At 44.7% G+C, this 23,155-nt stretch carries 20 protein-coding genes; 14 read left to right on the forward strand and 6 right to left on the reverse strand.

All coding sequences use genetic code 11. From position 1 onward, the window contains the following. The first annotated feature begins 309 nt into the window (after positions 1–309). Positions 310–1,266 carry a beta-ribofuranosylaminobenzene 5'-phosphate synthase gene (locus ACSAZL_RS01845; protein WP_440947056.1) on the forward strand — a complete coding sequence of 319 codons (957 nt, stop codon included), beginning with the start codon at positions 310–312 and terminating at the stop codon, positions 1,264–1,266. A 112-nt stretch (positions 1,267–1,378) separates the two neighbouring features. On the opposite strand, the gene ACSAZL_RS01850 is transcribed toward ACSAZL_RS01845, so the two are convergent. The 5 genes from ACSAZL_RS01850 to ACSAZL_RS01870 all read right to left on the reverse strand — a co-directional run bounded on the left by ACSAZL_RS01850 (position 1,379) and on the right by ACSAZL_RS01870 (position 7,504). Then, entirely contained in the window at positions 1,379–2,386 is a 1,008-nt protein-coding gene (locus tag ACSAZL_RS01850) for a cation diffusion facilitator family transporter (RefSeq protein WP_440947057.1), read from the reverse strand. Positions 2,387–2,410: 24 nt separating this feature from the next. Then, the gene (gene fen / locus ACSAZL_RS01855) at positions 2,411–3,427 is read right to left on the reverse strand and encodes a flap endonuclease-1 (protein WP_440947058.1); all 1,017 of its coding nucleotides are present in this window, start codon (positions 3,425–3,427) and stop codon (positions 2,411–2,413) included. Between the two features lie 331 nt (positions 3,428–3,758). Beyond that, the gene (locus tag ACSAZL_RS01860) at positions 3,759–5,684 is read right to left on the reverse strand and encodes a clostripain-related cysteine peptidase (RefSeq protein ID WP_440947059.1); all 1,926 of its coding nucleotides are present in this window, start codon (positions 5,682–5,684) and stop codon (positions 3,759–3,761) included. 99 nt (positions 5,685–5,783) lie between these two features. Continuing rightward, complete coding sequence (locus tag ACSAZL_RS01865; RefSeq protein WP_011032857.1) at positions 5,784–6,086, reverse strand: hypothetical protein; 303 nt, start codon at positions 6,084–6,086, stop codon at positions 5,784–5,786. A gap of 1,082 nt (positions 6,087–7,168) precedes the next feature. Continuing rightward, complete coding sequence (locus ACSAZL_RS01870; RefSeq protein ID WP_440947060.1) at positions 7,169–7,504, reverse strand: hypothetical protein; 336 nt, start codon at positions 7,502–7,504, stop codon at positions 7,169–7,171. 577 nt (positions 7,505–8,081) lie between these two features. On the opposite strand from ACSAZL_RS01870, the gene ACSAZL_RS01875 reads away from it, so the two are divergent. The 11 genes from ACSAZL_RS01875 to ACSAZL_RS01925 all read left to right on the forward strand — a co-directional run bounded on the left by ACSAZL_RS01875 (position 8,082) and on the right by ACSAZL_RS01925 (position 19,275). Next, entirely contained in the window at positions 8,082–8,975 is an 894-nt protein-coding gene (locus tag ACSAZL_RS01875; protein WP_440947061.1) for a presenilin family intramembrane aspartyl protease PSH, read from the forward strand. Positions 8,976–9,095: 120 nt separating this feature from the next. After that, entirely contained in the window at positions 9,096–9,899 is an 804-nt protein-coding gene (locus ACSAZL_RS01880) for an HAD family hydrolase (RefSeq protein ID WP_440947062.1), read from the forward strand. Between the two features lie 246 nt (positions 9,900–10,145). Then, entirely contained in the window at positions 10,146–11,759 is a 1,614-nt protein-coding gene (gene atwA, locus ACSAZL_RS01885; protein ID WP_440947063.1) for a methyl coenzyme M reductase system, component A2, read from the forward strand. Between the two features lie 40 nt (positions 11,760–11,799). Then, positions 11,800–13,377, forward strand: a complete 1,578-nt coding sequence (mmp3, locus tag ACSAZL_RS01890) for a methyl-coenzyme M reductase-associated protein Mmp3 (RefSeq protein ID WP_440947064.1) — start codon at positions 11,800–11,802, stop codon at positions 13,375–13,377. Between the two features lie 169 nt (positions 13,378–13,546). Next, positions 13,547–13,990 carry a methanogenesis marker 6 protein gene (locus ACSAZL_RS01895; protein WP_440947065.1) on the forward strand — a complete coding sequence of 148 codons (444 nt, stop codon included), beginning with the start codon at positions 13,547–13,549 and terminating at the stop codon, positions 13,988–13,990. Positions 13,991–13,995: 5 nt separating this feature from the next. Beyond that, entirely contained in the window at positions 13,996–14,499 is a 504-nt protein-coding gene (locus ACSAZL_RS01900) for a methanogenesis marker 5 protein (protein WP_440947066.1), read from the forward strand. Then, on the forward strand, positions 14,496–15,743 hold the full coding sequence (locus tag ACSAZL_RS01905; protein WP_440947067.1) for a methanogenesis marker 15 protein: 1,248 nt from the start codon (positions 14,496–14,498) through the stop codon (positions 15,741–15,743). Before ACSAZL_RS01900 ends, ACSAZL_RS01905 begins: the two co-directional genes overlap by 4 nt. A gap of 6 nt (positions 15,744–15,749) precedes the next feature. Next, positions 15,750–16,349: a methanogenesis marker 17 protein gene (locus tag ACSAZL_RS01910; RefSeq protein WP_440947068.1), complete on the forward strand. Its 600-nt coding sequence runs from the start codon at positions 15,750–15,752 to the stop codon at positions 16,347–16,349. A 1-nt stretch (position 16,350) separates the two neighbouring features. Beyond that, on the forward strand, positions 16,351–17,286 hold the full coding sequence (locus ACSAZL_RS01915; protein ID WP_440947069.1) for a methanogenesis marker 7 protein: 936 nt from the start codon (positions 16,351–16,353) through the stop codon (positions 17,284–17,286). A gap of 139 nt (positions 17,287–17,425) precedes the next feature. Further along, a complete protein-coding gene (locus ACSAZL_RS01920; protein WP_440947070.1) occupies positions 17,426–17,902 on the forward strand; it encodes a carboxymuconolactone decarboxylase family protein in 477 nt (158 codons plus the stop codon). A 725-nt stretch (positions 17,903–18,627) separates the two neighbouring features. After that, positions 18,628–19,275, forward strand: a complete 648-nt coding sequence (locus tag ACSAZL_RS01925) for a matrixin family metalloprotease (RefSeq protein ID WP_440947071.1) — start codon at positions 18,628–18,630, stop codon at positions 19,273–19,275. 21 nt (positions 19,276–19,296) lie between these two features. Here ACSAZL_RS01925 and ACSAZL_RS01930 read toward each other — a convergent pair whose 3' ends face one another. Then, the gene (locus ACSAZL_RS01930; RefSeq protein ID WP_440947072.1) at positions 19,297–19,731 is read right to left on the reverse strand and encodes an NUDIX hydrolase; all 435 of its coding nucleotides are present in this window, start codon (positions 19,729–19,731) and stop codon (positions 19,297–19,299) included. A gap of 742 nt (positions 19,732–20,473) precedes the next feature. On the opposite strand from ACSAZL_RS01930, the gene ACSAZL_RS01935 reads away from it, so the two are divergent. Then, positions 20,474–22,198 (forward strand): aldehyde ferredoxin oxidoreductase family protein, encoded by a 1,725-nt coding sequence (locus ACSAZL_RS01935; protein WP_440947073.1) that lies wholly within the window; start codon positions 20,474–20,476, stop codon positions 22,196–22,198. 510 nt (positions 22,199–22,708) lie between these two features. After that, positions 22,709–23,095, forward strand: a complete 387-nt coding sequence (locus ACSAZL_RS01940) for a translation initiation factor IF-5A (RefSeq protein WP_440947074.1) — start codon at positions 22,709–22,711, stop codon at positions 23,093–23,095. Positions 23,096–23,155 lie beyond the last annotated feature (60 nt).

The following is a 23,155-nucleotide window of genomic DNA, read 5'->3' on the forward strand; positions in this document are numbered from 1 at the left end:
AATTATCTTTTTACTGCCTTTCTCTTTTCTCCCTGTTTTTTTGCGTTTCAGCTTCCCTTCCATTTCCCCTTCTTCATTTCAGCTTCCCTTTCATTTCCTCTTCTTTATTTCAGCTTCCCTTTCATTTCCTCTTCTTCATTTCAGCTTCCCTTCCATTTCCTTTTCTTCGTTTCAGCTTTCATCCTGCATATTCCGTGTCTTCCAGGCAGGATTTTTTTAAAAAGATTAAATATCAGCAGTTACAATAGAAAGTAAAGATTCCGATATTATTATAAAAATTTCAAGTGTTTGTCTCGGGGTTGTCTACGCATGATCAAAATAACCACTCCCAGCCGGCTTCACATAACCCTTATCGATATGAATGGTGAGATCGGGAGAGTTGACGGAGGGGCAGGGCTTACCCTTTCCTCTCCTAACATAAAAGTTACTGCGGCAGAAGCTGACGAAATACGGATAGAAGGACTGCAGGGATTTGCCGACCGTATGGGAAAGGCCGCCGAAGTCTTGCTTCCTGAAGGAAAAGGGGTCAGAATTGATGTCGAATCTCTGATTCCCGCTCATGTGGGCTTTGGATCAGGTACCCAGGCCGCCCTGGCTGCGGCAGCAGCTGTGAATGAGCTGTACGGACTTGAAAAAAGCGTTCGAGAACTTGCATTTGCCGTAAAAAGAGGTGGAACCTCGGGTATAGGAGTAACGGCTTTTGAAAAGGGCGGATTCATAGTTGATGGGGGGCACAGGTTCAAAGACAAAGGGGCTTTCATGCCATCAGCCGCAAGCAGGGTGCCTCCGGGGCCTGTACTTTTCAGAGAGGATTTTCCGGATTGGGATGTCGTTATTGCAGTTCCCAATGATAAGGGCATGCACGACCAGCAGGAGATCGATGTATTTCAGGAATTCTGCCCTCTGCCGATAGAGGAGGTCAGGGAGGTTGCACACATGGTACTCATGAAGATGATGCCTGCAGTTATCGAGGGAGATATCGAAAGTTTCGGAGCTGCAGTAAACCATGTCCAGACCGTGGGTTTCAACAAAATGGAAAGTCTGATCTGGCCTGATTTCGTTAAGAACATTGCCTCTTTCATGCGCAGCCGGAGTTACGGCGCCGGAGTAAGCTCATTTGGACCTGTAGTTTATGCCTTTGTGGATAACAGGGAAGAAGGCAGGCAGCTCCAGGCCGAAGTCCAGAAAATGCTTGACGAATCAGTCGGTGGAATCACAATGATGACTCGGGCAAAGAACAGCGGGGCAGAGATCTCTAAAGTCTGATATTTAAAGCCTGATATTTAAAGTCTGATATTTAAAGCCTGATACCTAAAACCCGAGCTAAGATCCGGGTTAAATAATTTTGAAATCGTTTAGAGTCCGGAAGCTTGCAGGTTCATTGCGAATCAGGTGGCTGAGCCCCGGGGTCGTGCCCGGGAAGGCGATGAAAGGTCTCTCCAGATGCCCCCAGGGGATCTACGTGTACAACTGCATTTGACAGGTAATTCAGGCCGTGGAGCATCCTGTGTCTCACGTTTACCGCGATCTCATGCCCTTCCTTAACCGAGAGTCCGGATTCTACCGCGATATTAACTTCCGCATAAAGCCTGTGCCCTAACCAGCGAACCCTTACCTCCGTAATATCCTTTACTTCTTTTTCCTGGTTTACTACCAGCCGGATTTCATCAACAATTTGAGGGTCAACCCCGTCCAGCATGCGGGAAAAAACGGATTTGCCTGCCTCCCGGACTATGCGGAGGATTGCAACTGTGATCAAAAGCCCGATTATCGGGTCTGCAAGAGGGTACCCGAGCCAGGCCCCCAGGGCTCCGAAAAGTACGGCAAGGCTGGTAAATCCGTCTGCCCGCGCATGGTAGCCGTCAGCAACAAGGGCAGCACTTCCGATTTCTTTTCCGACTCTTATCCTGAATTTTGCCACCAGCTCATTCCCAAGAAAACCAATGATCGAAGCTGCAGCTACAGCCCATAGATAATCAACAGGCTGGGGAGAAAGAAGCCTGTGAACCGATTCATAGGCTGCAACTGCTGCACTGAGAAAGATAAGAAAAACAATAAACAGCCCTGCGAGATCCTCTGCCCTGCCGTAGCCGTAAGTAAAACTTTTGTTGGGTTTTTTTCTGGAGAGCAGAAAGGCAAAACCCAGAGGGATTGCAGTTGCGGCATCCCCGAAGTTGTGAATCGTATCGGCAAGAAGGGCTACGCTGCCCGAAACCCAGACGACAAGAATTTGAAAGAGCGCAGTTAGCATCAGGCCTGCAAAGGACCATTTGACCGCATACAGCCCTTTATCCGTGGAAAGAATTTCGGGGTCAACAACTCCGTGGGTATGGGAATATGAGTGTACTTCTCCTGAAAGCTCCGGTTCATATCCTGTCAGGCTCATAAATCCCTCTGCTCTTAAAACTCTTCAGAACCACTGGTCAAGGGTTTTCTGCCTGGCTCCTGAAGCTGCTTTAAGGCGTTCTGAAGCTTTTTCGACCCTGTCTACGGAGAAGTCATTTTCCTCACAAAGGAATTTGATGAGTTTTTCGGAATCCGGTTTTCCCCATTTTATTTCATAGTCGTCCGTAACCTCAGGATGGGTAAAAAGTTCCCTTATTCTGTCCAGCCCTTCGATTTCCACCCCTTTTTCCCGGAGCACGGCATGGATATCTCCGTGCTTTTTTATCAATTTGAGAGCGGTTTTAGGGCCCACTTTTTCCAGTCCTTTGTTATAATCCGTACCCACGCAGATTGCAATATCGATAAGCTGCTCCCTGTTGATTCCCAGGGCCCTGAGGGTTTCCTCGAGTTCGATCACTTCAAGTTCGACATCAACGTATACATTCTTTCCAGGGAGCTTGCGCTTTCCGGTGACAGCCATATTGCGGACAACTTTAGGGGCTCCGAAAAGGAAAGAATCGTAGTCCTGGGAAGCAACATAATCGGCATCCTTTTTAAGAACCATATGTGCAGCCTGTGCCTCTCCTTCACAGGGCGCCTGTGTCCATGGAATACCCATTACGCTGAGGAGATATTTTGAATCTTCAACAATATCCGGGTCAACCTTTGAAGAGGCCTGAGCATACTTGTAAGCAGCTTCGATGTCCCCTTCAGCCTTTGCATTTTCCCATTTTTCCAGGGAAGTCTCCCTTACTTCTTTCCTTCTGCTCAGGGTTTCGGACTTAAGGTCAGGGGGCTTGCCGTCGAAGATGAAAACAGGTTTGATACCAGCTTCGACAAGGCTTGCTGTCCTGTAGAGCAGCCCGGAGAGGTGGGAAGTCACTTTCCCGCTTGAATTAACCAGGGGACTCCCGTCCCTCTGGCGGATAATGCTCAAAAACTGGTGAAGGGTGTTAAATGCATCAACTGCAACCACCCGATTTGAGAGGTCAGAAAGCTCTATTTTCCTTTTTTGAAGCAGATCTCCTATATCCGTGCCCATATTTTTCCCTCTGGTGTATGAAACTCTTTTTTAGCCTCAGGCTTCTTTACTTTTACTCTTTGCTTTCAACCCTTTTACTGCCTCCGGGCAGCTACTAGCCTAAGGCAGTTTTAGTCCGGGGATATCTGTTGTTCCCGGCATCTCGTTCCCGGCATCTCGCTTCCAGCATCTTCATTTTCTGGATAATAGGCTTTATGCGTACTGAAGTTTTATGCTTGTTGCCATATTAACGGCCTTCTGAGATATAGGGAAATCAAAAAGGACATTTTCAATAAATTATTTCAGGAGAGGAATTTTCAGGAAATTCTTCATGGGAGGATTTTCAGGAAATTTATTCCAGGATGATCTCTGCAGGTTCGCTCATATTGAAGTTAAGGCGGTAATCTTCTGCATAGAGTGCGGTATAATAGGTCCCCTCAGGCAGAGAGTCATAGATAAAAGCTGTATTTTCATCCATCTTAAGCCTTCCGAGTGTTGTCCAGTCTTTGATGCCGGCTTTTCCGTAGACAGGGGCGTATGCAGTGATGATATCTCCGGGTTCCGGTTCAAGCACTTCTTTTGAGAACAGGACGTTTCCATTGTCAAGGACTTCGTAGGGATTCATGTAAACCCTGACAGTCCCGTTGAGGGTGTCCAGGTAAAGCTGGGTAAGACAGGATCTGAACTCACCGTCTCTTTGAAGCCCCAGTTCGGCAGTAAGTATTCTGTCCCCGTTCTCGCTTTCTCCTCCGCAGGCTGCATAAATAAGAGAGCTTTTCCCTGTTTTGGAGTTCTCAATGAAAATCCATTCCCCTCCCCAGGCGGGGAGGCTGTAGTTCGTGTCCCCTGAACAGGTAAGGGGCGTCCTTCCTATAAGAACCGGGCCTTCCGGAGAGGCTATAAAGTAAACCTGGTCTACCGAAGCCAGCCCGGAATCATCTTCTACTAAAAAAGAATTTCCGGATTTTGAGATGCCGGGTTCTGTGAAGTCCGCACAGGTTTTCACGGAATAACCGTCAAGGAATTCCGACCATGCTTCTGAAATGGAAACCCTGCCGTAATACGTGGAGTAGTTGTCCTGAGTCTGGGGAGAATATATGGCAATCCCGTATGCTTCAGGCATTGTGCCGTCCTGCCTTGAGTAAATAACAAAATCTTCAAGCGATTTTATGAGCGAGTCAGACCTGCCTGCAAGTTCCGGCATTTCCTCGCCGATTCTAAGGGCAAAACTCTTCAGGTCCATTGAAATTTCAGAGCCTTTCTTTGGCTCGACCCCGAATTTCCGGGCTTTCGTAATAGATGCCCCAAGCCCGCAATACCCTTTTGAGTTTGAAAAGCTTGTCCCCATATCCTCTGCAAGCCAATCTACATTCTGCAGTACCTCCTCGGTTTTGGAAAGTTTAAGGAGAGAAAGGGTTCTGGGAGGCACGTGCGTTGGGTTATCCAGATAGCTGTCAATGATAACCCTCCCTATTTCTTCCGTAGAGGTTCCGGGAGACCCTGAGATATACCCGATGAAAGCAGCATAGTCCCAGCCGTGGGTAGGTTCGATTGATTCGGAGGCAAGCATGTAATCGGCAGAAGGTTCAACTGCTCTTGCAAGTTCAAGGGTGGACATGAGGCAGGCATCAAAACCGATAAGGTCAAAATGCATTCCTGAGGCTTCAAGGGCATAGCTCAGTTCAGGCAGCTCCAGCCTGTCATACCCGTTGTTTTCATCAAAACAGAGCCCCCTGTAAGCGTCTCCATGGTCCCAGAAAATGAGCAGGGTCCTCTCACTCTCGTAGTTTTCCCGAATATATGAAAGAAAAGTTTCAAGCCCTGCGGCATCTCCCATGTTTGCATGGGGATATACCTTCCTGTGGATTTCCTCATTGCCTATGACCCCATCCTCGCTGTCCTTTCTGAGGTCTTCAAGCTCTGCGATCGTCATGCCTTCCCACCCCTCAGTAGCGGCCCCTCCGTAAGCCATGAGAATTTCAGTCTCATCCCTGTTCAGAGTGGAGGCTCCGTCAATAGCCTCAAAGATATCCTTACTGGCATATCCGTTTGAAGACTCAAGGTCGCTTCCTACCATATAGACCGCGACAACCGTAGATAACTGGCGTTTCGGAAAATCGATTTCCGGTCCTGCAGAATGGTTGCTTTCGATTTCAGCGCCGCCGCCGGGATTTCCAAAATCTGTTTCCTCTTTCAGACAGCCTCCGCTCAGCAGCAAAAAAAGAACAATAATAAAAATAATTGCAGCAACTCCTGCTTTCTGGAATTTCCATCCCAAACTCAGCTCTCCATGAATCCCAGTCCAAGCTATTCAGGAGAAAAGGAGAACATCCAGGAACCTCAAATTTTTGTCGGCATATGTCGAAGTATGAGGATGTCATGCAGTAAGATCAAGTCGGACATCAATCACAGAATCTTCATTTGCCTCTATTTTGGATATGGTTAGCAGATTTCCCTTCCTTTCCAGAAGTGTTGCCTTTGTGACCTGGACCTGGTGGCCATCTATTTGTTTTTTGCTATTATTTTTGTGAATAACCAGAAGCTTCTGGCCCATTTCAGCTCCTTCTCCTATTTTGGACACGATGTTTCGTATGACCTGCTCAAAATCAGAATAAATCAAAATCTCCGACTTATTTGCAACCTTTTTGATAATGCCAATCGGTTCAAGATTGAGGTGCATATTAGCTTTCCTTCTTTACCTGTTTACACAAGGTAATCAATATACTAACTCTGGGTAATAATAACTTACGATTCACTATATCAATTTTAATATATTTATCTACTTTTAGGTCTCAGATCTTCCCATTCACTACAGAACATCCGATATATAAACTTTCCTAAATCGTGGAGCTTGAACCCGAAAAGTCAATATGGGGTGTCATTTTATTAATGGTTTAATAACATAAATTGTTATTTATATATATGAAAGTGTTATCAAATTTAATTTAATTAAAATGTAAGTCCAGCCCTCTCTCACAAAACCTGTATATTAACTTTTCTTTCTAATTATGTCTGTTTGTACGAGGGTTACGCCGCAGGGCAACTAATTCACACGAATTGAATAAATCGCCCGCCTGAAAAGATATTTCAAAATGAAAACATTTGGAAGTTTTCCTGATGATCGTTGATTAACGATAAAATCCGTTTAAAAACCGCCCTGGTGAATAAGAGGGAGAAATGGAGAGAAATACGTTTGAAAGGTGCCTAAAGAAAAAATAGGATCTGAATACAAAGGCAAAGAAAAAACTGTGAAAAGATAAAACTATGAAAAGAAAACACAGGATAAGAGAGAAAAAACATTTGATAGAAAGGCGAAAATTGAAGAGAAAATAATAAAAGAAAAACCCTCATATTAAGAGATAATATCTGGATAAAAAGAACTATTCCTGTATATTCGTATAACCCCTCGGTTAAAAAGAAAAGTTTTATTGCAAAAAGTCAAATTTTCTCATATAAAGAAATCTTAATGTATTTTATGTTAACTATGTTGGTGGATAGGAAACCAGTGGGAGACAGGTTAGGCCTGGAGGGAAAAACACAAAAAAATGAGTAATAATTTTGAGCACACAGAGTCGTCAGAAGTGCTCAGAACAGCAGGTATTTCCTTTAATATTTCACTTACTAAAAGGTCAGGGCACAACCGGAAGGAATAAATGTGAACGCAAATTCTGGATGATCTATGGATTCCGGATAAATCTGGATCATGGAAGAAACCTGCCCGTATTTACGCCTGCAGGAAAAAAGTAATGTTGTGAGCAGAAATCAGTGATATTTTCTGCGGTTGAATTCGTATACTGCATTATCAACTTTGCTTGAGAGCTCATTCATCCTTTCTTCGATCTTTGTTTCCGAGCTTTCCATATTAACCCTGAGGGAACGGTCCCTTGCTTCTATCCTGTCTTCAAAATCCTGAAGCTTGTTGTTAATAGAGATGAGCATGAGAGATAATGTTCCGGCCAGAATCATAATGGATATGATGATTAAGGGGTCAATGAAAGGGTTTGTGGGCTTGTATGTAAACCTTCTAAGCCACTGGAAGGATAGAAGGAAAGACGACAGAACCATCACAACAAGAAATACTGTATCTCTGGTCTCCATTGTATACCTCTACGTACTTATGGAAATTCTCCCGATGCAATTATAAACTTCATGCAAAACCACAAATTCCTCAATAACGAGCTGGAAATTATTAGATGGAGATAATTCCATTAAAGTATTATACTGCTTTTTATTTTTACCGCATTTTCAAATCTACTATCTTTTTATTTTTGCTTATTATACTGTTTTCTATTTTTATCACATTTCCATATTTATTATCTTTTTATTTTTGCTTATTTTTTATACAGTGATTCTATATAATTTTTTGCATAAACTATTTATGTATCATTTATCTCGATTCATTTTTTCTCCTGATCCGTCAAATTCCCGGACAGTATCCTGACGAGAATTGCCGTGACTCCTTTCCGGTAAACTAACAGGTAGTGGAGACTTCTCTCAAAATGAAAATCAAGAAAAATTGTAAGACCAGACCGAGATTGCAGAAAAAATATGAGTAAGGCAGGCAATTGGCAAAGTGGATTATATATAAAAGGATATAAAATTTGAGGACAGAGGATAGAGTAAATATATAAAGGAATAGAAAAAGCATAGTGTCAATAAATAGGGAGTCCGTTACTTGAGTTCCAGCGAACATTCACTTAAAGACTATTTACCGATTCTCTCCATGGCAGGTTTAATCCTGATAGTGCAGGTTCTCGCCCTTCTTCTATCAATGCCGATGGAAATCAATGATATGCAGGCTTTTGAAGATCCGACACAGGTTTCCAATTCGATTTATTATATCGTGATGATCCTGGTTTTTACGCTTTTTGTCCTGATAGCGATAAAGAAAAACATGAAATGGGTCATCAGCTTGTTCATATACCTCGCCATAGTCAGTACTCTGTACTATGTATTTTTCGCACTGTTTACCCTGATCCCTTCCTTCGCAGGACTTGAAAACATAGCTTCCCTCCTGCTTTCTATAGGGCTGACAGTACTGCTTTACAAATATCCGGAATGGTATGTAATCGATATTCTGGGAGTCTGCATAGCAGGCGGGGTCAGTGCCCTGATAGGAATTTCCCTTTCAACTATTCCTGTAATTGTCCTTCTGATCTTGCTTGCGGTTTATGATGCCATCTCGGTGTATAAGACAAAGCACATGATAACTATGGCTGAAGGAGTCATGGATCTCAAACTGCCCATTCTTTTCATAATCCCAAAGCATTCTAACTATTCATTCATCACGGAAAGTTTCAAAGAAGGGGAAAAACGTGAAGCTTTTTTCATGGGCCTCGGAGACGCAGTCATGCCCACCCTGCTGGTAGTCTCCGCAAATGTATTCCTCGAAAACGGAGGATTATCATACCCCGTACTTGGAGCAATGCTGGGAACTCTTGTAGGGCACATGTTCCTGTCCGTCCTGGTAATGAGAGGGAAGCCCCAGGCAGGGCTTCCTTTCCTGAATTCCGGAGCAATTATCGGGTTTTTTGCCGGAGTCTTGCTCTCGGGAGCCTCAATCCTTTAAGGGGAAATGTTAATCAAAGTTTAATTTCCCTACTTCATTTATTTTTATAAATCTCTGTTTCCCGTCTATTTTTCCGGGCTTTTACAAAGATTTTTTTATTTTATAGATTAATCAATTGACATGGCCAAACGAATCGCAGTGGTCTTTGACAGTGCCGGCACTCTTCTCCACATGTACAGAGTTGCTAAAGAATCAAGCACTGGGAATATTCTTGAAAACATAGAGAGCACTGCCATTGTCGCGAAGAAAAACGGTTGTGGCCTTGTAGCTCTCAATACCGAGAAAGAAATAATCCTGCGCTCAAGAAGGGATATGTTTTTATTTGAGTTTATAAAGGAATATGGAGTTTCAATCGGTATAAGCTGTTCAAAAGGAAAGTTTACTCCGGATGTTGCCTTTGAAGTTATAAGAGGGACTTCTCTCCTGATGGGGGACGTGCATGATGTGCTTGAGGCAGTTACATCCCGCTGCCCTGACAGCATTTATCTCGCGTCAGGTTTGATAGTGGATTCGAAGGCAAGAAGAATCCCCTACGTGCTCAGCACTGGAGGGCAGGTCTTCAGCAAGACACTGCAGACCATCCAGTTGCTTCATGCTATGGAGGTGGATATGTACATAGCATCCGGGGACAGAATGTCTTCTCTTGTGCAACTTGCAGAATTCGTAAACATCCCTCTGGAAAGAGTCTTTGCTTTTGCAGATCCTTTTATGAAGGAGAAAGTGGTGCTTGAACTTAAAAGCAAGTATGAGAAGGTAGTTATGGTAGGGGATGGAATTAACGATATCCTGGCGCTCAGGGCAGCAGACATAGGGATTATGACCGTCCAGCAGGGAGATAAAAGGCCCGAAGAACTAAGGGACGCAGCGGATGTGGTGCTCAAAGATATAATAAAAGTCGTGGATGTGGTAAAAGGATTGCAATAATTAAATATCCAGCAAATTTCCCTACTGATATTGATTCTGGATGTTCACAGTGACAAAATAATGCGTTATGTTTATGTAATGTTTACTCTTATCTAGTTGTTGCCCAAATGTGTGAAATTTATTGTTTATGTTGATGCGGTACTCACTTTAAAGTAATTACTTTTCACTCTTGAGCGAATACGCCCAGGCAGGCGGGAGAAAGCCACCAGAACTTATTTGCAGCTCATAATTTGCGGAGGAAAATAAATGCCAGTATTTATCGAAATTAAAAACCTGACTGTAGACTTTGACGGTCTCAGAGCCCTGAAAAATGTAAACTTAAGGATCAACGAAGGGGAAGTCGTTGGAATCCTGGGAAAAAGCGGATCAGGGAAAACAATCCTGATGCATGTGTTGCGCGGGACCGAATCTTTTGAGAATATCTCAGGCGAAGTAATCTATCACCTGGCCCGCTGTGAGAAATGTGGATATATAGAGCGTCCAAGCAAAATAGGCCTGAAATGTCCTGTCTGCGGGGAGACGCTTGAGGAATTCGAAGCTGATTTTATAAAACTTTCACTTTACGACCCGATAAGAAAGGATATTGCCAAGCGTATTGCAATCATGCTCCAGAGAACCTTTGCCCTTTATGGGGATGAAAGAGTTCTGGTAAACGTCATAAACTCCCTGAATGAAATCGGGTATAAGGGAGAAGACGCCATGAAAAAGGCTGTTGAACTCCTTGAGGAGGTAAACCTGAGCCACCGTATGATGCATGTGGCAAGGGAACTTTCCGGTGGAGAAAAACAGAGGGTCGTGCTTGCAAGGCAGCTCGTAAGAAGCCCTCTCCTTCTGTTAGCTGACGAGCCTACGGGTACCCTTGACCCTATGACTGCAAAACTTGTTCACGAAGCCATTATAAATGCTGTTAAGAACTACAACATGAGCATGGTCCTGACCTCCCACTGGCCTGAAGTAATCGAGAAACTGGCAGATAAGGCAATCCTGCTTGAAAACGGAGAAGTCGTTCAGGAAGGAGACCCGCTTGAGGTTTCTGCAATCTTTATGCAAAGTGTGTCCATGGTCAGGCAGGAAAAGAACGCTCTGGTAGGCGAACCCATTATCCGCGTAAGGGACCTCTCAAAGCGCTACATTTCAGTAGATCGTGGCGTGGTCAGAGCTGTTGACAAAATCTCTTTTGACGTGAACGAAGGAGAGATTTTCGGGCTTGTAGGGATAAGCGGAGCAGGCAAGACCACAACCTCGAAAATCCTGATGGGAATTTTGCCCCCTACTTCGGGAGAAGTTGAAGTCCGCATCGGAGACGAATGGGTGGACATGACAAAATTAGGGGTCGAAAACAAAGGCAGAGCAACGAAATATATGGGATTCCTTCACCAGGAATACGGGCTTTATACCCACAGCTCCGTAATAGACAATCTTACAGAATCCATCAGTCTGGATCTCCCGTTCGAACTCGGGGTCCGAAAAGCCATAATTACTCTCAAGGCTGCAGGTTTTGAAGAAAATAAGGCAAAAGCCGTTTTGCCCAAAATGACCGATGAAATGAGTGAAGGTGAGAGACATAGAATAGCACTTGCACAGGTTCTGATTAAAGAACCAAGGATTGTCATTATGGACGAACCTACGGGGACCATGGACCCCATTACCAAGGTCTCAGTGACAAACTCCATCCTCAAAGCCAGAGAAGAGATCGGAGAAACCTTTGTTGTCGTCTCTCATGATATGGATTTTGTAAATGAGATCTGCGACCGGGTTGCCCTCATGCGCGACGGAAAGATTGTGGGAATAGGGAAACCGGGTGTCGTACTTGCTCAGCTTACAGAAGAAGAAAGGATCAAAGCTGCAGAAGAAATATAAATATGCTCCCACCTCTTAGTATGGAAAATACTAAAATGAGGTGCAGATTACGAGTAATGAGATCAGCGTAGAGGTGAATGGGCAAAGTTATACTCTGCCCGCAGGCTCTACCCTTGGAAACGCCCTTAAAGTTTCCGGGGCCCCCTACATAGCCGGTACTGCGGTTGGAATTCTTAAAAAAGCCGCTGAGAAGAGAACGGAGAAAATCACCGAATACGCTATCAAGACACCCAGAGGAGAACTGAGGATAGAACTCAAAGATCTGGAATCTTCCTCAGGAAAACTATGGGCTGAACATTATAAAGAGTACGAAGGTAAAAGTATCCACTGGGCAAGTCCGGAGGGTCTGGCTTTCGGACCTTTTGAAGCCGACATAAAACCTTTGCGTGAGATAGGGAGTTTTGAGGCATTTGATGTTGTGTTCGGAGCAGGAGGATTTGACCCCCATAATACTCATCTGATCCTGTCGAGAAAAAAGCACGTTGCTGAGTATGGAACTCCCGAAGACGGCGTTTTTGCAACAGTTGTAACCGGGAGAAATCTTATTTCCAGGCTTTCGAGAGAAGACTCCATCCTGAGCATAGAGCCAATCATAGAGTGGGAACAACTTGCAGAAAAGACCTGTACTACCGACCTTTTGACTATTCTTGAAGATGAAGACAGTGTATTTACTTATTTTGAGGTAGAGCTTTCCAGAAACTCTCCCAAAGGAGCTGAGCACTTTTATGCCCTGACCCGTGAGGGAACTCTTTCCGTAGATGTGACTACAAGCTCATTTATTTCGGATGATACCCTGAGAGAAGAACCTGTTCCTTACGAAAACTTTGAGCCTAGAAGAGAAGGTGCCATTTCTGTCAGGACTGTCGGATACGGGACAGGCAGGACATACATCTCCAGAGAAGAACGGCCTTCAAGCCTTGTTCATTCGGTTGTAGGACAGGTAACAAAAGGTATCGAACTTATCAAACTCGCAGAAAAGGGACAGAAGCTGTCAGTAGAAAGTCTTCCTCCCCAGATAGTCCTGCTGGGTCACAGCTTTGAAGAAGTCGAACCCGTGCTTACCACCATAGGAGTGGAACTGATAAAGGAAGGGTATACCGGAGAAAATGCAGTGATTGTAAAGCAGGACCCGCCAACGACTCTTGAAATTCTCGGAGACGCGAAAGTAACTGCTTACGGGGTCTCCAGGACAAAACTCATTGAAGTCGAGCTTTGCCCGGAGAGAGCCCCAAAATCCGTGGACTTTTTCCGCCACTCTCTCGAACTCAAGACAAAAGCCGTCGGAAAACTGCCTGTCCATATGATATACGATAATACTTATCTCTTCAAGGCAGAAAAAGAAGCTGTGAAATACAAAGAAGTCCTCCCTGAAAACACGCCCACCGGTAGGGTACTTGCAGGGGAAATCGGGATCACAAATCAGGCCGCAAAGAGGATGGGGACCATAGGAGTGAGACTTGTAGACGACGACCTCTTCGGCCCGACCGGAGAAAAGTTTTCCTCAACGAATATTATCGGGCGGATAATCGATCCTGAGAGACTCATTGGCATCGAAGAAGGAGATGCGATATATGTTAGTGAGGTCGTGCGCAGGAAAACTGATGAGCAGGAGAACTGAGGACCCGAATATTTAAAATACTTCAAATTATATAAAAAGAGATATAAATTATTTGAATAATGTATGAGAAACTATTACATAAGCTAAGTAATGTACCAGATACTTGAGCGGATTCACATGTTCGGACTTATCGCAGGTGAAGTCTCCCGAAGTTGAGGAGAGACAGAAGATGACAGAAATAAAACAAAATGAGATTACAAAGTACATTGTAATCAGTTCGGATAAAGTGCTGCCTGCGGATGCAGCCATGAAGATTTACGAATCAGAGTTTCCGGTCACTGTAAAGGAGACCTGCTTCGGGCTTATTGTAACGGGCCCGGAACAGGATGTCCTTGCAGTGGTAGAAAAAATCCGGCAGCTCGATAAAAACCATATTTTTGTAAAAGACAGGGGATTTCCTGCAGGGGACGATAGACGCTGCCGGGCAAGCCGGGGCGGAGGCCCGAGACCCGGGTTCCATTTCCTGAGAGAAGAAGTGGGGATGCTCCCTGCCATAGGGGCTGCGCTTGATGAACTGGAAGCCGAGGAGTGCCTAAAAGAAAAGCATGGGGAGAAACACAGGCTTAAAGTCTCGGAACTGGAAAAAATTATCGAAGCGGAACTTTCGAGGTGAATTTTTTGACAAAGGTTTTCATTTATCCTGTAAACAGTCTTATCCTTGCCGACCTGGTCGAGCGTTTCGGGCACAAACCCCTTACCATAATGAACCAGGTACGAGAAAAAGTTACAAACATCAGCCTTGATTCTCCCCCTATTAATATCACTCCGGAAGACCCCAAAATAGGGCTTCGCTACGCTGCAGTTGAAGTCCCTCCCGGAGTAAGAGGCAGGATGGCCCTCATGGGTCCCCTTATAGAGGAAACCGAAGCTGCAATCATAGTTGAAAACCCGCCTGCAAACTTTGGCTGCGTGGGCTGTAACCGCACAAACGAACTGATGAAATATCTGGTTCGTTCGAAAGGGGTCCCTATCTTGGAGGTAAGGTATCCGGAATCAGATGAAGAAGCCCGGGATTTCGTAAACAAAATCGCAGCGTTTCTGAAGTCCCTGCCCACAGAAAATACCGGAAAAGATACAAAGGTGGAAGAAAAAGAACCGGCGGAAAGGGAGGGCGAAAAATGAGTACCGACGAAACCGGAATTGTCAAGATTGCCCTGGTATCCTGCGGATCTGAGTATTCGGGGGTTCAGCCCGAGTTTGAAGCCGCCGCAGCCAGAGTAAATGCAAAATTCGTCTATCCTGAAATCGACATTGCATCCGTAGATACCATCGGCAAGGATTTCGGGCTTGAAGTTGCAAGCGGAGACCTCAGGCTCATGATGGCAAGGGCAAAGGCCGTTGTCGAAGGCCTGACAAAAGTAGACGGGGTCTTTATTACTACCTGTTTCCGCTGTGCAGAGGGAGCTATTGTTCGAAACGAGGTTCGAAGGTACATCCATAAACACTCCGATATCCCCGTAATCAGCTATTCCTTTACCGAACGAACAAGCGCAGGCACCCTGCTCACCCGGCTTGAAGCCCTTACCACAATTGCCAGGCGCAGGCATCTCCTTGCCAGGGAGGTCCAGACCGGGCTGACTGCCGGAATTGATTCGGGGTCGACCACCACAAAAGCTGTGGTTATGAAAGACAATAAGATCATAGGAAAAGGCTGGGTACCCACAACAAAAGTCCTCGAAAGTGCTGAAGAAGCCTATTCCATGGCCCTTGAAGAAGCCGGGGTTTCCAGAGAAGAGATCCAGGCTCTGGGTACCACAGGCTACGGGCGTTTCCTTATAGGAAACCATTTCAATGCCCAGCTTGTCCAGGAAGAAATTACCGTCAACTCAAAAGGAGCTGTCTACCTCGCAGACAAGCAAAAAGGCTCTGCAACGGTCATTGATATCGGAGGTATGGACAACAAGGCAATCTCGGTAGAAGACGGAATCCCCGGCATGTTCACAATGGGAGGAATCTGTGCCGGAGCTTCGGGGCGTTTCTTTGAAATGATCTCAAAGCGGCTCGGCGTGGATATTACGGAACTCGGGGCTCTTGCAATCAAGGGTATGCAGGAAAATGTAAGCATGAACAGTTACTGCATAGTCTTCGGTATCCAATCTCTTGTAAACTCCCTTGCCCGGGGGGCTACCCCTGAAGATGTCGCAGCTGCAGCCTGCTACAGTGTGGTAGAACAGATTTACGAGCAGCAGTTACAGGAAGTGGACGTAAAAGAGCCGCTGATCCTTGTAGGCGGGTCTTCTCTTATCGAAGGAGTCCCAAAAGCCCTCGGAGATCTTCTCAAGATTGATGTCCTCGTGCCGAAAAACTCCCACCTGATAGGGGCAGTAGGGGCAGCACTTCTTGCATCCGGCTACGTGGAGGAGTGAGGAAAAATGGATTCGCTTGAGACCTTTGTTGTCGATTCAGCAATTGAGTCGGAGCAGGAGTTTTACAGGAAGATTATCGAAGACAACCTTGCAAGTCTCAAGCTTGCCCCTGCAATAGGCCGGATCAAGGTAGTGCTGAGACCTGAAGATTCTCTCTTCCAGATGGCAATCATCCTCAGGGATGTTGGTACCAGAGTTACGACAATCGATATTGCTGACGTAGAAGCAAAACCTGTAGCCGGGGAAGTAATCATTTCGATCAAAAAAGAACAGTACATCCCCGAACTCCTCGTAAAACTCTGGGAGCGCTACGGAAAAGCGAACATCAGCCAGCCGGACCGCTGGACCGTAGCCGTAACCACGGATAAACCTGCAGAAGAGGCGGCTTTTCTTAAAGAGATGATGGTTGCAGACCCAAGGCACAGGCTTCATGAAAACCTTGTGGAATTTGCGATCCGGGCCACTCCCGAGGGTTTCAGGGTTCGCTATCATCTGTATAAAGGCAACAGGTTTGTTTTTGTGGCATCCGAGGAAGCTTTGAAACATGAATGGATCGAAGAAGCAGGAGCAATGCTCGAGGAACTGACGGAAGGAGGGAAAAAGTAAGATGGTTGTACTCCTACCTTATCTTTATACCGGCGGGGTCCATAAGCACGGGCTTTTGATGGAACTGATGGAAGACCTCGGAGGCTACATAATTCAGAAAGTAGTTACCGGGACCGAAGTCAATCTTATAATGCTTATTCCTGAAAAAGACCTTGATGTTGTAAAAAAACTCGCTAACGAATTGCTTGGAGTCCTGATAGAAGCCCCTCTTACAGGAGTGGAGATTGCAGTTGTATCTCCCACTCTTGCTTCCCACCACCTCCCGCATTCGGCCTGTGATGTGGCAGAATACCTCCGCCACCCCGGAGCCAATACCAATATGATAGGGCTTGCCAGGGGAATGGGACGAAGGGTTTCCCTGTCCATGGACTACGAAAGAAAGCTCATCAACGAACACGACATTGCGGTTTTCTCCTTCGGGTCTTTCAGTGACTGCATTACGAAAAAGAAGCCGAAACTCTTTGAAGGCATCGAAATCCCTATAGTGGTTACCGGAGGGCCCTCTGAATTGAAGACCGAAGATGTCCCGGGGGCAGATCTCTACGTTGGAAATATTGGTAGGGTCTCTCACAGGTTAAGGCGGACTGAGGAGATTGAAGCCCTTGAGAAACTCAACGAAGGGGTTTCACAGATCGCTTCGGATATTCGCAAGCAGCAAGCAAAAGATCCTCTTGCGGTGCTTCCCGCACGGGTTATGAAGGAGATTGAAAACCAGGTCCCTGAAATCCGCAGAGTCCTCTCTCCTGCCCCTCTCACCCTCCAGCTTAACGGGCTCAGGGTCAAACTGCCATATGATGAGTTTCACGAAAAAATTGAAAAGCTGGAGTTTGATGAAGGAGTCGTTCTTTCCGAGCTTGCAAATATTACCAGATCAAAAATGAAAAATTATATATTGATAAAAATCAAATCTAAGTCTGACGTTGGTTTTGCAATTTGACCCGGATTCTTTGAGTTGAAATCCAGCCACTTTACATTTTTACTGGGTTTGTGCCTTTTCACTCATCCTTTAAACTGTAAAGCTCTTTCAGGAAAACGGCGTCTGACTCGGTTTCTACTTTAATGTGTGGTGGTTTCTTATGGAACTTGAGGATATTGTGGAAGTTTTAAAAAATGACCCCGAAAAAGTCATCCCGGCGCTCCTCGAGGATGTCCGGAAACAGTATGGGGAAGTCCCTTATATTATGAACTTTATGAAAGATCTCCCTGAGATCTTCATTCCAAAAACTCTTTATGATAACTCCATCATGCGAGAGTTCAAAAATCTTGATCAGGAAACCGTGGAACTTATTTCCATAGGTGTAGCTTCTGCCCTCCGCTGCGAGCATTGCCTGAAAATGCACATAAGAATCGCAAAAAGAAAAGGCATCCCGAAAGAAAAAATATTTTCTGCAATAATGATAGGAGCATCCCTGTCCAATGCAGCAGTACTTGCGGAAAGTACAAGGGCTCTTGCATCCGAATTCCCCGGGGATGAAAAGGAAAGTGAAGAAAACGACCATTGCTGTGATCCTGATTGCGAAGTATGCAATATCGCCGGAGCAAACATCAAGTAAACAGCTTCAAGTAAACAGCTTCAGGTAAACAGCTTCAAGTAAACAGCTTCAAGTAAACAGCTTCAAGTAAACAGCTTCAGGTAAACAGCTTCAAGTAAACAGCTTCAAGTAAACAGCTTCAAGTAAACAGCTTCAGGTAAACAGCTTCAAGTAAACAGCTTCAAGTAAACAGCTTCAAGTAAACAGCTTCAAGTAAACAGCTTCAAGTAAACAGCTTCAAGTAAACAGCTTCAAGTAAACAGCAGCAAAAAGCCAGAGCTTCAACGTCTTGGCTCATTTCTTAATATTTAATTTTAAATTTAATTTTTAAATATATTTTTTAAAGTTCGCTTTAAATTAAGAATCAGTTTACAGCCAAACTCCGGTTTAACTTTTTACTAAAATTAATTTAGTTAAGGTACTTATAATCTTAAAGCTTATTTTTTGACAGATATTTTTTCGAGCTTTAAAAACGTGATTCATAAGCCTTTAACGTGATTAGCAAGTCTTATCGAGGTTCATAAGCCTTTATGGAGATTTGTAAGCTTTTATTGAGGTTCGCTTATAACTCCCAAAATATGCACGTACAGCAGTTTTACCTGGTATAAATCATAACTGGAAATAAAAAATCATAGCTGAAAATAATAAATCATAACTGAAAATAAATTAATTGCCTATAATGGAGGTTCTTTTGCATTAATCGAAAAAATATTCCTGTAATCACTTTTTCCGTTGTCTTATTGCTGATGACATTATTTTTGCCCTCGCTAGCAGCCGGGGCAGATCCGGAGAAGATTCTTGACAGACCATGGGATCATTCTCCTATTACGGTGTATATCGACGATAATAATACCCCTCTTCATTACAGCACCACCTACTATGAACAAATAGAAAAGGCTCTTGAATACTGGGAAAACGGGGGAAACGGAAATCTCGAGTACAGCCCTGTTTTTGAGGTTATCGATTCCGAAGACGCCGATATAAGAATAAGGTGGGTGGAAAACCTGGAAAATGTCGAAGGAGCCCCTTCGGGTGTGGCGGGCTATGCAAAACCCAGTATCTCCGGCGATCATTTTGAAGAAGTGGATATAGTCCTTGAGGTTGGAAACTACCAGGGCAGGGGCTGGCGGCAGTATAGTGACGCGACCATGTTCACCATTGCAAAGCACGAGCTCGGGCATGCCCTGGGCCTCGGACACAGCAGTGGCCGGGGAGATATCATGTATCCCGAATACGAACTCAGGGATAATGTGAACCCCATTCTGCTGAGCAAATATGGACCCCTTCTGCGGGTAGCAGGTATCGTAGCTCTTGTAGTTCTCCTCTTCCTTGGCGTAAGCTGGCAGTACAGCCGGAGAAAACGAAAAAAACTTGAAGATAAGTACTTCAAATAAGAACGGAAACCGGATAGTGGATCAAACGGGATCGGAAGATTTTTTGTTTTCGAGGGCAAACCTTCTGAAAAAGTCCCTGAAATAAGCAGGAAGGACCTCCATCTCGAGAATACTTTCCAGGGAAGTCCAGGCGTATTCGATATGCTCAGAACTTATTTTAACTTCGGACATAACATACCCCCCATTAAAAACGATAGCAATAACCCTTTTTTTTGGAAGTTCAAAGTTTACCTCTCCTGCAATTTCCCCTGGAAATATTGAAATTCCGGTTTCCTCTCTTACCTCGCGCACGACTGCTTCTTTAAGAGTCTCCTTCAGGTTTACTTTTCCGCCCGGGAGGTCCCACTTCCCTGGATTGGTGCGGGAGTTTTCCGAACGCCTGAGCAACAGGAACTCCCCTTTCTCATTCTGGACAAGGGCGTATACAGAAATGATGTAAGGTTTCTCCAGATTCATGTAATATTATCTAAGATTTCTCTGCCTTAAAGTCTGGCTTTTTTAAGGTCTTATGAATTATATTTAATAAGTGGTCCCCTTCTTTCAACCCGCTTTTTAGGGGGAAATAGTATGTCTCAAAAATTAAATAGGCCGAGATAATTAGAAAGACGGCTTGAAAAAAGATATCTGACTTAAGACATCTAACTTAAAACATCTGCCTTTCTGCGGATATTCTCAAAAAAATTGTATTTCTATTGTTGTCGGTTTTGGAGAACCATTCCAAAATCCGCAATTATTAGTTTAACTGAGTCCTATAAAAATTGGAATTAATGCTCTTTAATAATATCAACAGGTTGAAAATCGTGGAAACTCTTAAAATGGAAGGTCGGGATAAAGCGAAGAATAGATAAATTATTTTGAGCCAAAGTTCAATTCCCTGGTCCTGGTCGGGGAAAGCGATAAAAATAAAATAACACATCCGGCACTGAAATTGAACCGGAATTCGATATTCGGGGGGCCTGGACAAGAAAATGAAAGTACGGCAACAGATGTTAAACGACGGCTTTCGAAGGAAAAAATACAAATTTTGCCGGGGAAGGAAACGCAGGTGTGCCTTGTTTTGAAATTATTTATTATGTTGTTGGTCTGTTTGGAGCATTCCTGTACCGAAGAGAATGAATTCAATTTAATAAGATGGAAATAAAAAACGCTACAAAAAAGGATTTTAAGACCGATCAGAGAAAAAAATAGAGGACTCAACATGGCTGGCTGGACAGGAAAAACAGTATATATAGACCTTAGCTCCGAAACAGTTACCGTCACCGGTACCGATGAAAAATTAATCCGCATGTACCTGGGGGGCAGGGGACTTGGAGTAAAGTTGCTTTCCAAACTTACGGATCCTGAGATTGACCCTCTAAGTCCTGAAAACCCTCTTATTTTTACTGCCGGTCCGCTTACAGGTCTTGCCCCAATGGCTTCAGGTGCAGTCCTTACTTCAAAATCCCCTCTCACAGGCACCGTATTCAGCTGGAACACTGGCGGGGGCTTTGGGCGAGAACTGAAAAAAGCCGGAATCGATGCCCTGGCAATTACCGGAAAAGCAAAGATTCCTTCTTATGTGGAGCTAAGTGGAGATGAGATTAAAATTGTGCAGGCAGACCGGCTCTGGGAAAAAAACACTGAAGAATGCACAGAAATCCTGAAAAGCAAAGGAAGTGTAGCCTGCATAGGCAGGGCAGGAGAAAAAGAAGTTCTTATCTCTTCTTTTGTTATTGATGCCGTTCACAGCGGAAGAGGGGGACTGGGGGCGGTTGCAGGCTCAAAGCTGCTGAAAGCCGTGGTTGTAGAAGGAGAAAAAGAGCTTTTGCCAGCCAGGCCTGAAAAGTTCAAAGAGCTTGAAACAAAGATGGTGAAACTTTTTGAAGCAAATCCCGTGCTCTCCAAAGGGCTTGCAAACTATGGCACGCCTGTACTTGTGAAGCTTCTGGATTATATGGGGCTTATCCCCTGCAGAAACTTTTCCGGAAAGGGCGCTCCTTTTGCGGACCTGTTCTCAGGAGAGTACCTCAAAGCCAGTTTCGAGCTTGAAAAAGAAAGTTGCCCTGCCTGTCCCCTGGGCTGTAAGCGGAGGATTAAGAAAACCGGGCAGCTTCTTCCTGACTATGATTCCCTCTGGGCTTTCGGGTTTAACCTTGAAAACTCAGACTTTGATTCGGTGCTCCGGGCAGACAGGATCTGTAAGGATTACGGGCTTGACCCTGTATCCGCCGGGTCCGTTCTCGGTGCCTGTGCAGAACTTCAATTCGGGAAAATAGAACCCGGGGAACTTGAAACCCTGCTTACGGGACTCGGGGAAGGAAGTGAACCGGGAAAAGGGGCCAGGAACTACCTATCGTCCAGGAAGAGGGAAGACCTCAGTATGGATGTAAAGGGGCTCGAACTGGGGGGTTTTGACCCAAGGGGGATCAGAGGACAGGCCCTTGCTTATGCAACTTCCTGTCACGGAGGGGATTATCTCACAGCCTTTATGGTCGGCCCCGAAGTGCTTGGAAAGCCTTTGCTCCTTGACCGCTTCAGTCTCCGGGGAAAAGCCGGAATTCTGCAGGTTTTTGAAAACCTGACGGCCGTGCTGGATTCCCTTGTGTTCTGCTCGTTTTCGATTTTTGCCATCAATGAAGAGCTCTGTTCAGCTCTCCTGCAGGCGGGGGCCGGCCTGGAAATCTCTCCAGCGGAACTCCTTAAAGCAGGAGAAAGAATCTGGAACCTTGAGCGAGTTTATAACTTGAAAGCAGGTTTTACACGGAAAGATGATACTCTTCCGGAAAGGCTGTTTGAATCCGGCAGCGAAGAAAGAGATGACGGAATTTCCGTGCAGGAGTTTGATGCTGCTCTTCAGGAGTATAACCGTTATCGCGGCTGGGATAGGGAGGGGGTGCCTTCTCCGGAAAAATTGAAGAAACTTGGACTCAGCTGTCGAAAATAACCAAAAGCAGGTTTCGGACTTTGAATGTACTGCAAACCTCTCAGGAATGAGGTTTCCTTAAGGTTTATTAGGTTCCTCTGTAGTTCCTTTAAGATTCCTTTAGGATTCCTTTAGGATTCCTTTAAGATTCCTTTAAGGTTCATTTGAATCGTCAGACTAAATATTTAATAACTAAAATTTTCCTCAAATTAAGGGGAATATTCCATTATTTCGGCAAATTCTCTCTGAAATTACTCCCGGAAAATCAAAATCTCGCATAAGCGTTATATACTCTAGGATAATTAATCGTATTAGTTTTCGACCTGTGAGGTTGTACAGGCATTCAGGTAGTAACTACTTTCGAGCTTTTCTATACAGCGCATTTAAGCAAAGTATGGATGAACGGGTAGACAGGCTTAAAAATTAGAACAGCCTTCTTATACCACTTCTCCGGAATTGACCCTGAAAATTCAGCAAATCCGGTATGACGTTTACAGCTTATATAGACATCTCAACTATGGGAGAATCACTATGAAACAGCAGGTAGAAGTAAAGGACCTTAAAGAAGGGAAATATGTAATTATTGACGACGAAGCATGTGTTATAAAGAGCATCTCCAAGTCCAAGCCCGGGAAGCACGGCGCTGCAAAGGCAAGGGTTGAAGCCATAGGTCTCTTTGACGGGCAGAAGCGTTCCTACATAGGATCCGTTGCAAACAAAATCTATGTCCCGATTGTGGAAAGAAAGAGTGCGCAGATCATCTCAATTACCGGAGACATCGCCCAGCTTATGGACATGGGAGACTTCTCAACCTTTGAAATCGTAATCCCTGATGAATACAAGGACAAGGTAAAAGAGGGTGAAGAAGTTTCATATATCACAGCCCTCGGAAAGATCAAACTCGACATAAGGACATAAGCCTTTTAACAGCAGTGAAAAACTCAGGTCAATAACCTGAGTTCTTTTTTTAAGTAAATA

Source organism: Methanosarcina mangrovi (assembly GCF_052057765.1).
Taxonomy (GTDB): domain Archaea; phylum Halobacteriota; class Methanosarcinia; order Methanosarcinales; family Methanosarcinaceae; genus Methanosarcina.

Excerpts from the sequence above, each read along its gene's own strand:
- ACSAZL_RS01845 (WP_440947056.1), top strand. The coding sequence starts at position 310 with ATGATCAAAATAACCACTCCCAGCCGGCTTCACATAACCCTTATCGAT.
- ACSAZL_RS01850 (WP_440947057.1), bottom strand. The coding sequence starts at position 2,386 with ATGAGCCTGACAGGATATGAACCGGAGCTTTCAGGAGAAGTACACTCA.
- fen (WP_440947058.1), bottom strand. The coding sequence starts at position 3,427 with ATGGGCACGGATATAGGAGATCTGCTTCAAAAAAGGAAAATAGAGCTT.
- ACSAZL_RS01865 (WP_011032857.1), bottom strand. The coding sequence starts at position 6,086 with ATGCACCTCAATCTTGAACCGATTGGCATTATCAAAAAGGTTGCAAAT.
- ACSAZL_RS01870 (WP_440947060.1), bottom strand. The coding sequence starts at position 7,504 with ATGGAGACCAGAGATACAGTATTTCTTGTTGTGATGGTTCTGTCGTCT.
- ACSAZL_RS01880 (WP_440947062.1), top strand. The coding sequence starts at position 9,096 with ATGGCCAAACGAATCGCAGTGGTCTTTGACAGTGCCGGCACTCTTCTC.
- atwA (WP_440947063.1), top strand. The coding sequence starts at position 10,146 with ATGCCAGTATTTATCGAAATTAAAAACCTGACTGTAGACTTTGACGGT.
- ACSAZL_RS01895 (WP_440947065.1), top strand. The coding sequence starts at position 13,547 with ATGACAGAAATAAAACAAAATGAGATTACAAAGTACATTGTAATCAGT.
- ACSAZL_RS01905 (WP_440947067.1), top strand. The coding sequence starts at position 14,496 with ATGAGTACCGACGAAACCGGAATTGTCAAGATTGCCCTGGTATCCTGC.
- ACSAZL_RS01910 (WP_440947068.1), top strand. The coding sequence starts at position 15,750 with ATGGATTCGCTTGAGACCTTTGTTGTCGATTCAGCAATTGAGTCGGAG.
- ACSAZL_RS01915 (WP_440947069.1), top strand. The coding sequence starts at position 16,351 with ATGGTTGTACTCCTACCTTATCTTTATACCGGCGGGGTCCATAAGCAC.
- ACSAZL_RS01920 (WP_440947070.1), top strand. The coding sequence starts at position 17,426 with ATGGAACTTGAGGATATTGTGGAAGTTTTAAAAAATGACCCCGAAAAA.
- ACSAZL_RS01925 (WP_440947071.1), top strand. The coding sequence starts at position 18,628 with ATGACATTATTTTTGCCCTCGCTAGCAGCCGGGGCAGATCCGGAGAAG.
- ACSAZL_RS01930 (WP_440947072.1), bottom strand. The coding sequence starts at position 19,731 with ATGAATCTGGAGAAACCTTACATCATTTCTGTATACGCCCTTGTCCAG.
- ACSAZL_RS01935 (WP_440947073.1), top strand. The coding sequence starts at position 20,474 with ATGGCTGGCTGGACAGGAAAAACAGTATATATAGACCTTAGCTCCGAA.
- ACSAZL_RS01940 (WP_440947074.1), top strand. The coding sequence starts at position 22,709 with ATGAAACAGCAGGTAGAAGTAAAGGACCTTAAAGAAGGGAAATATGTA.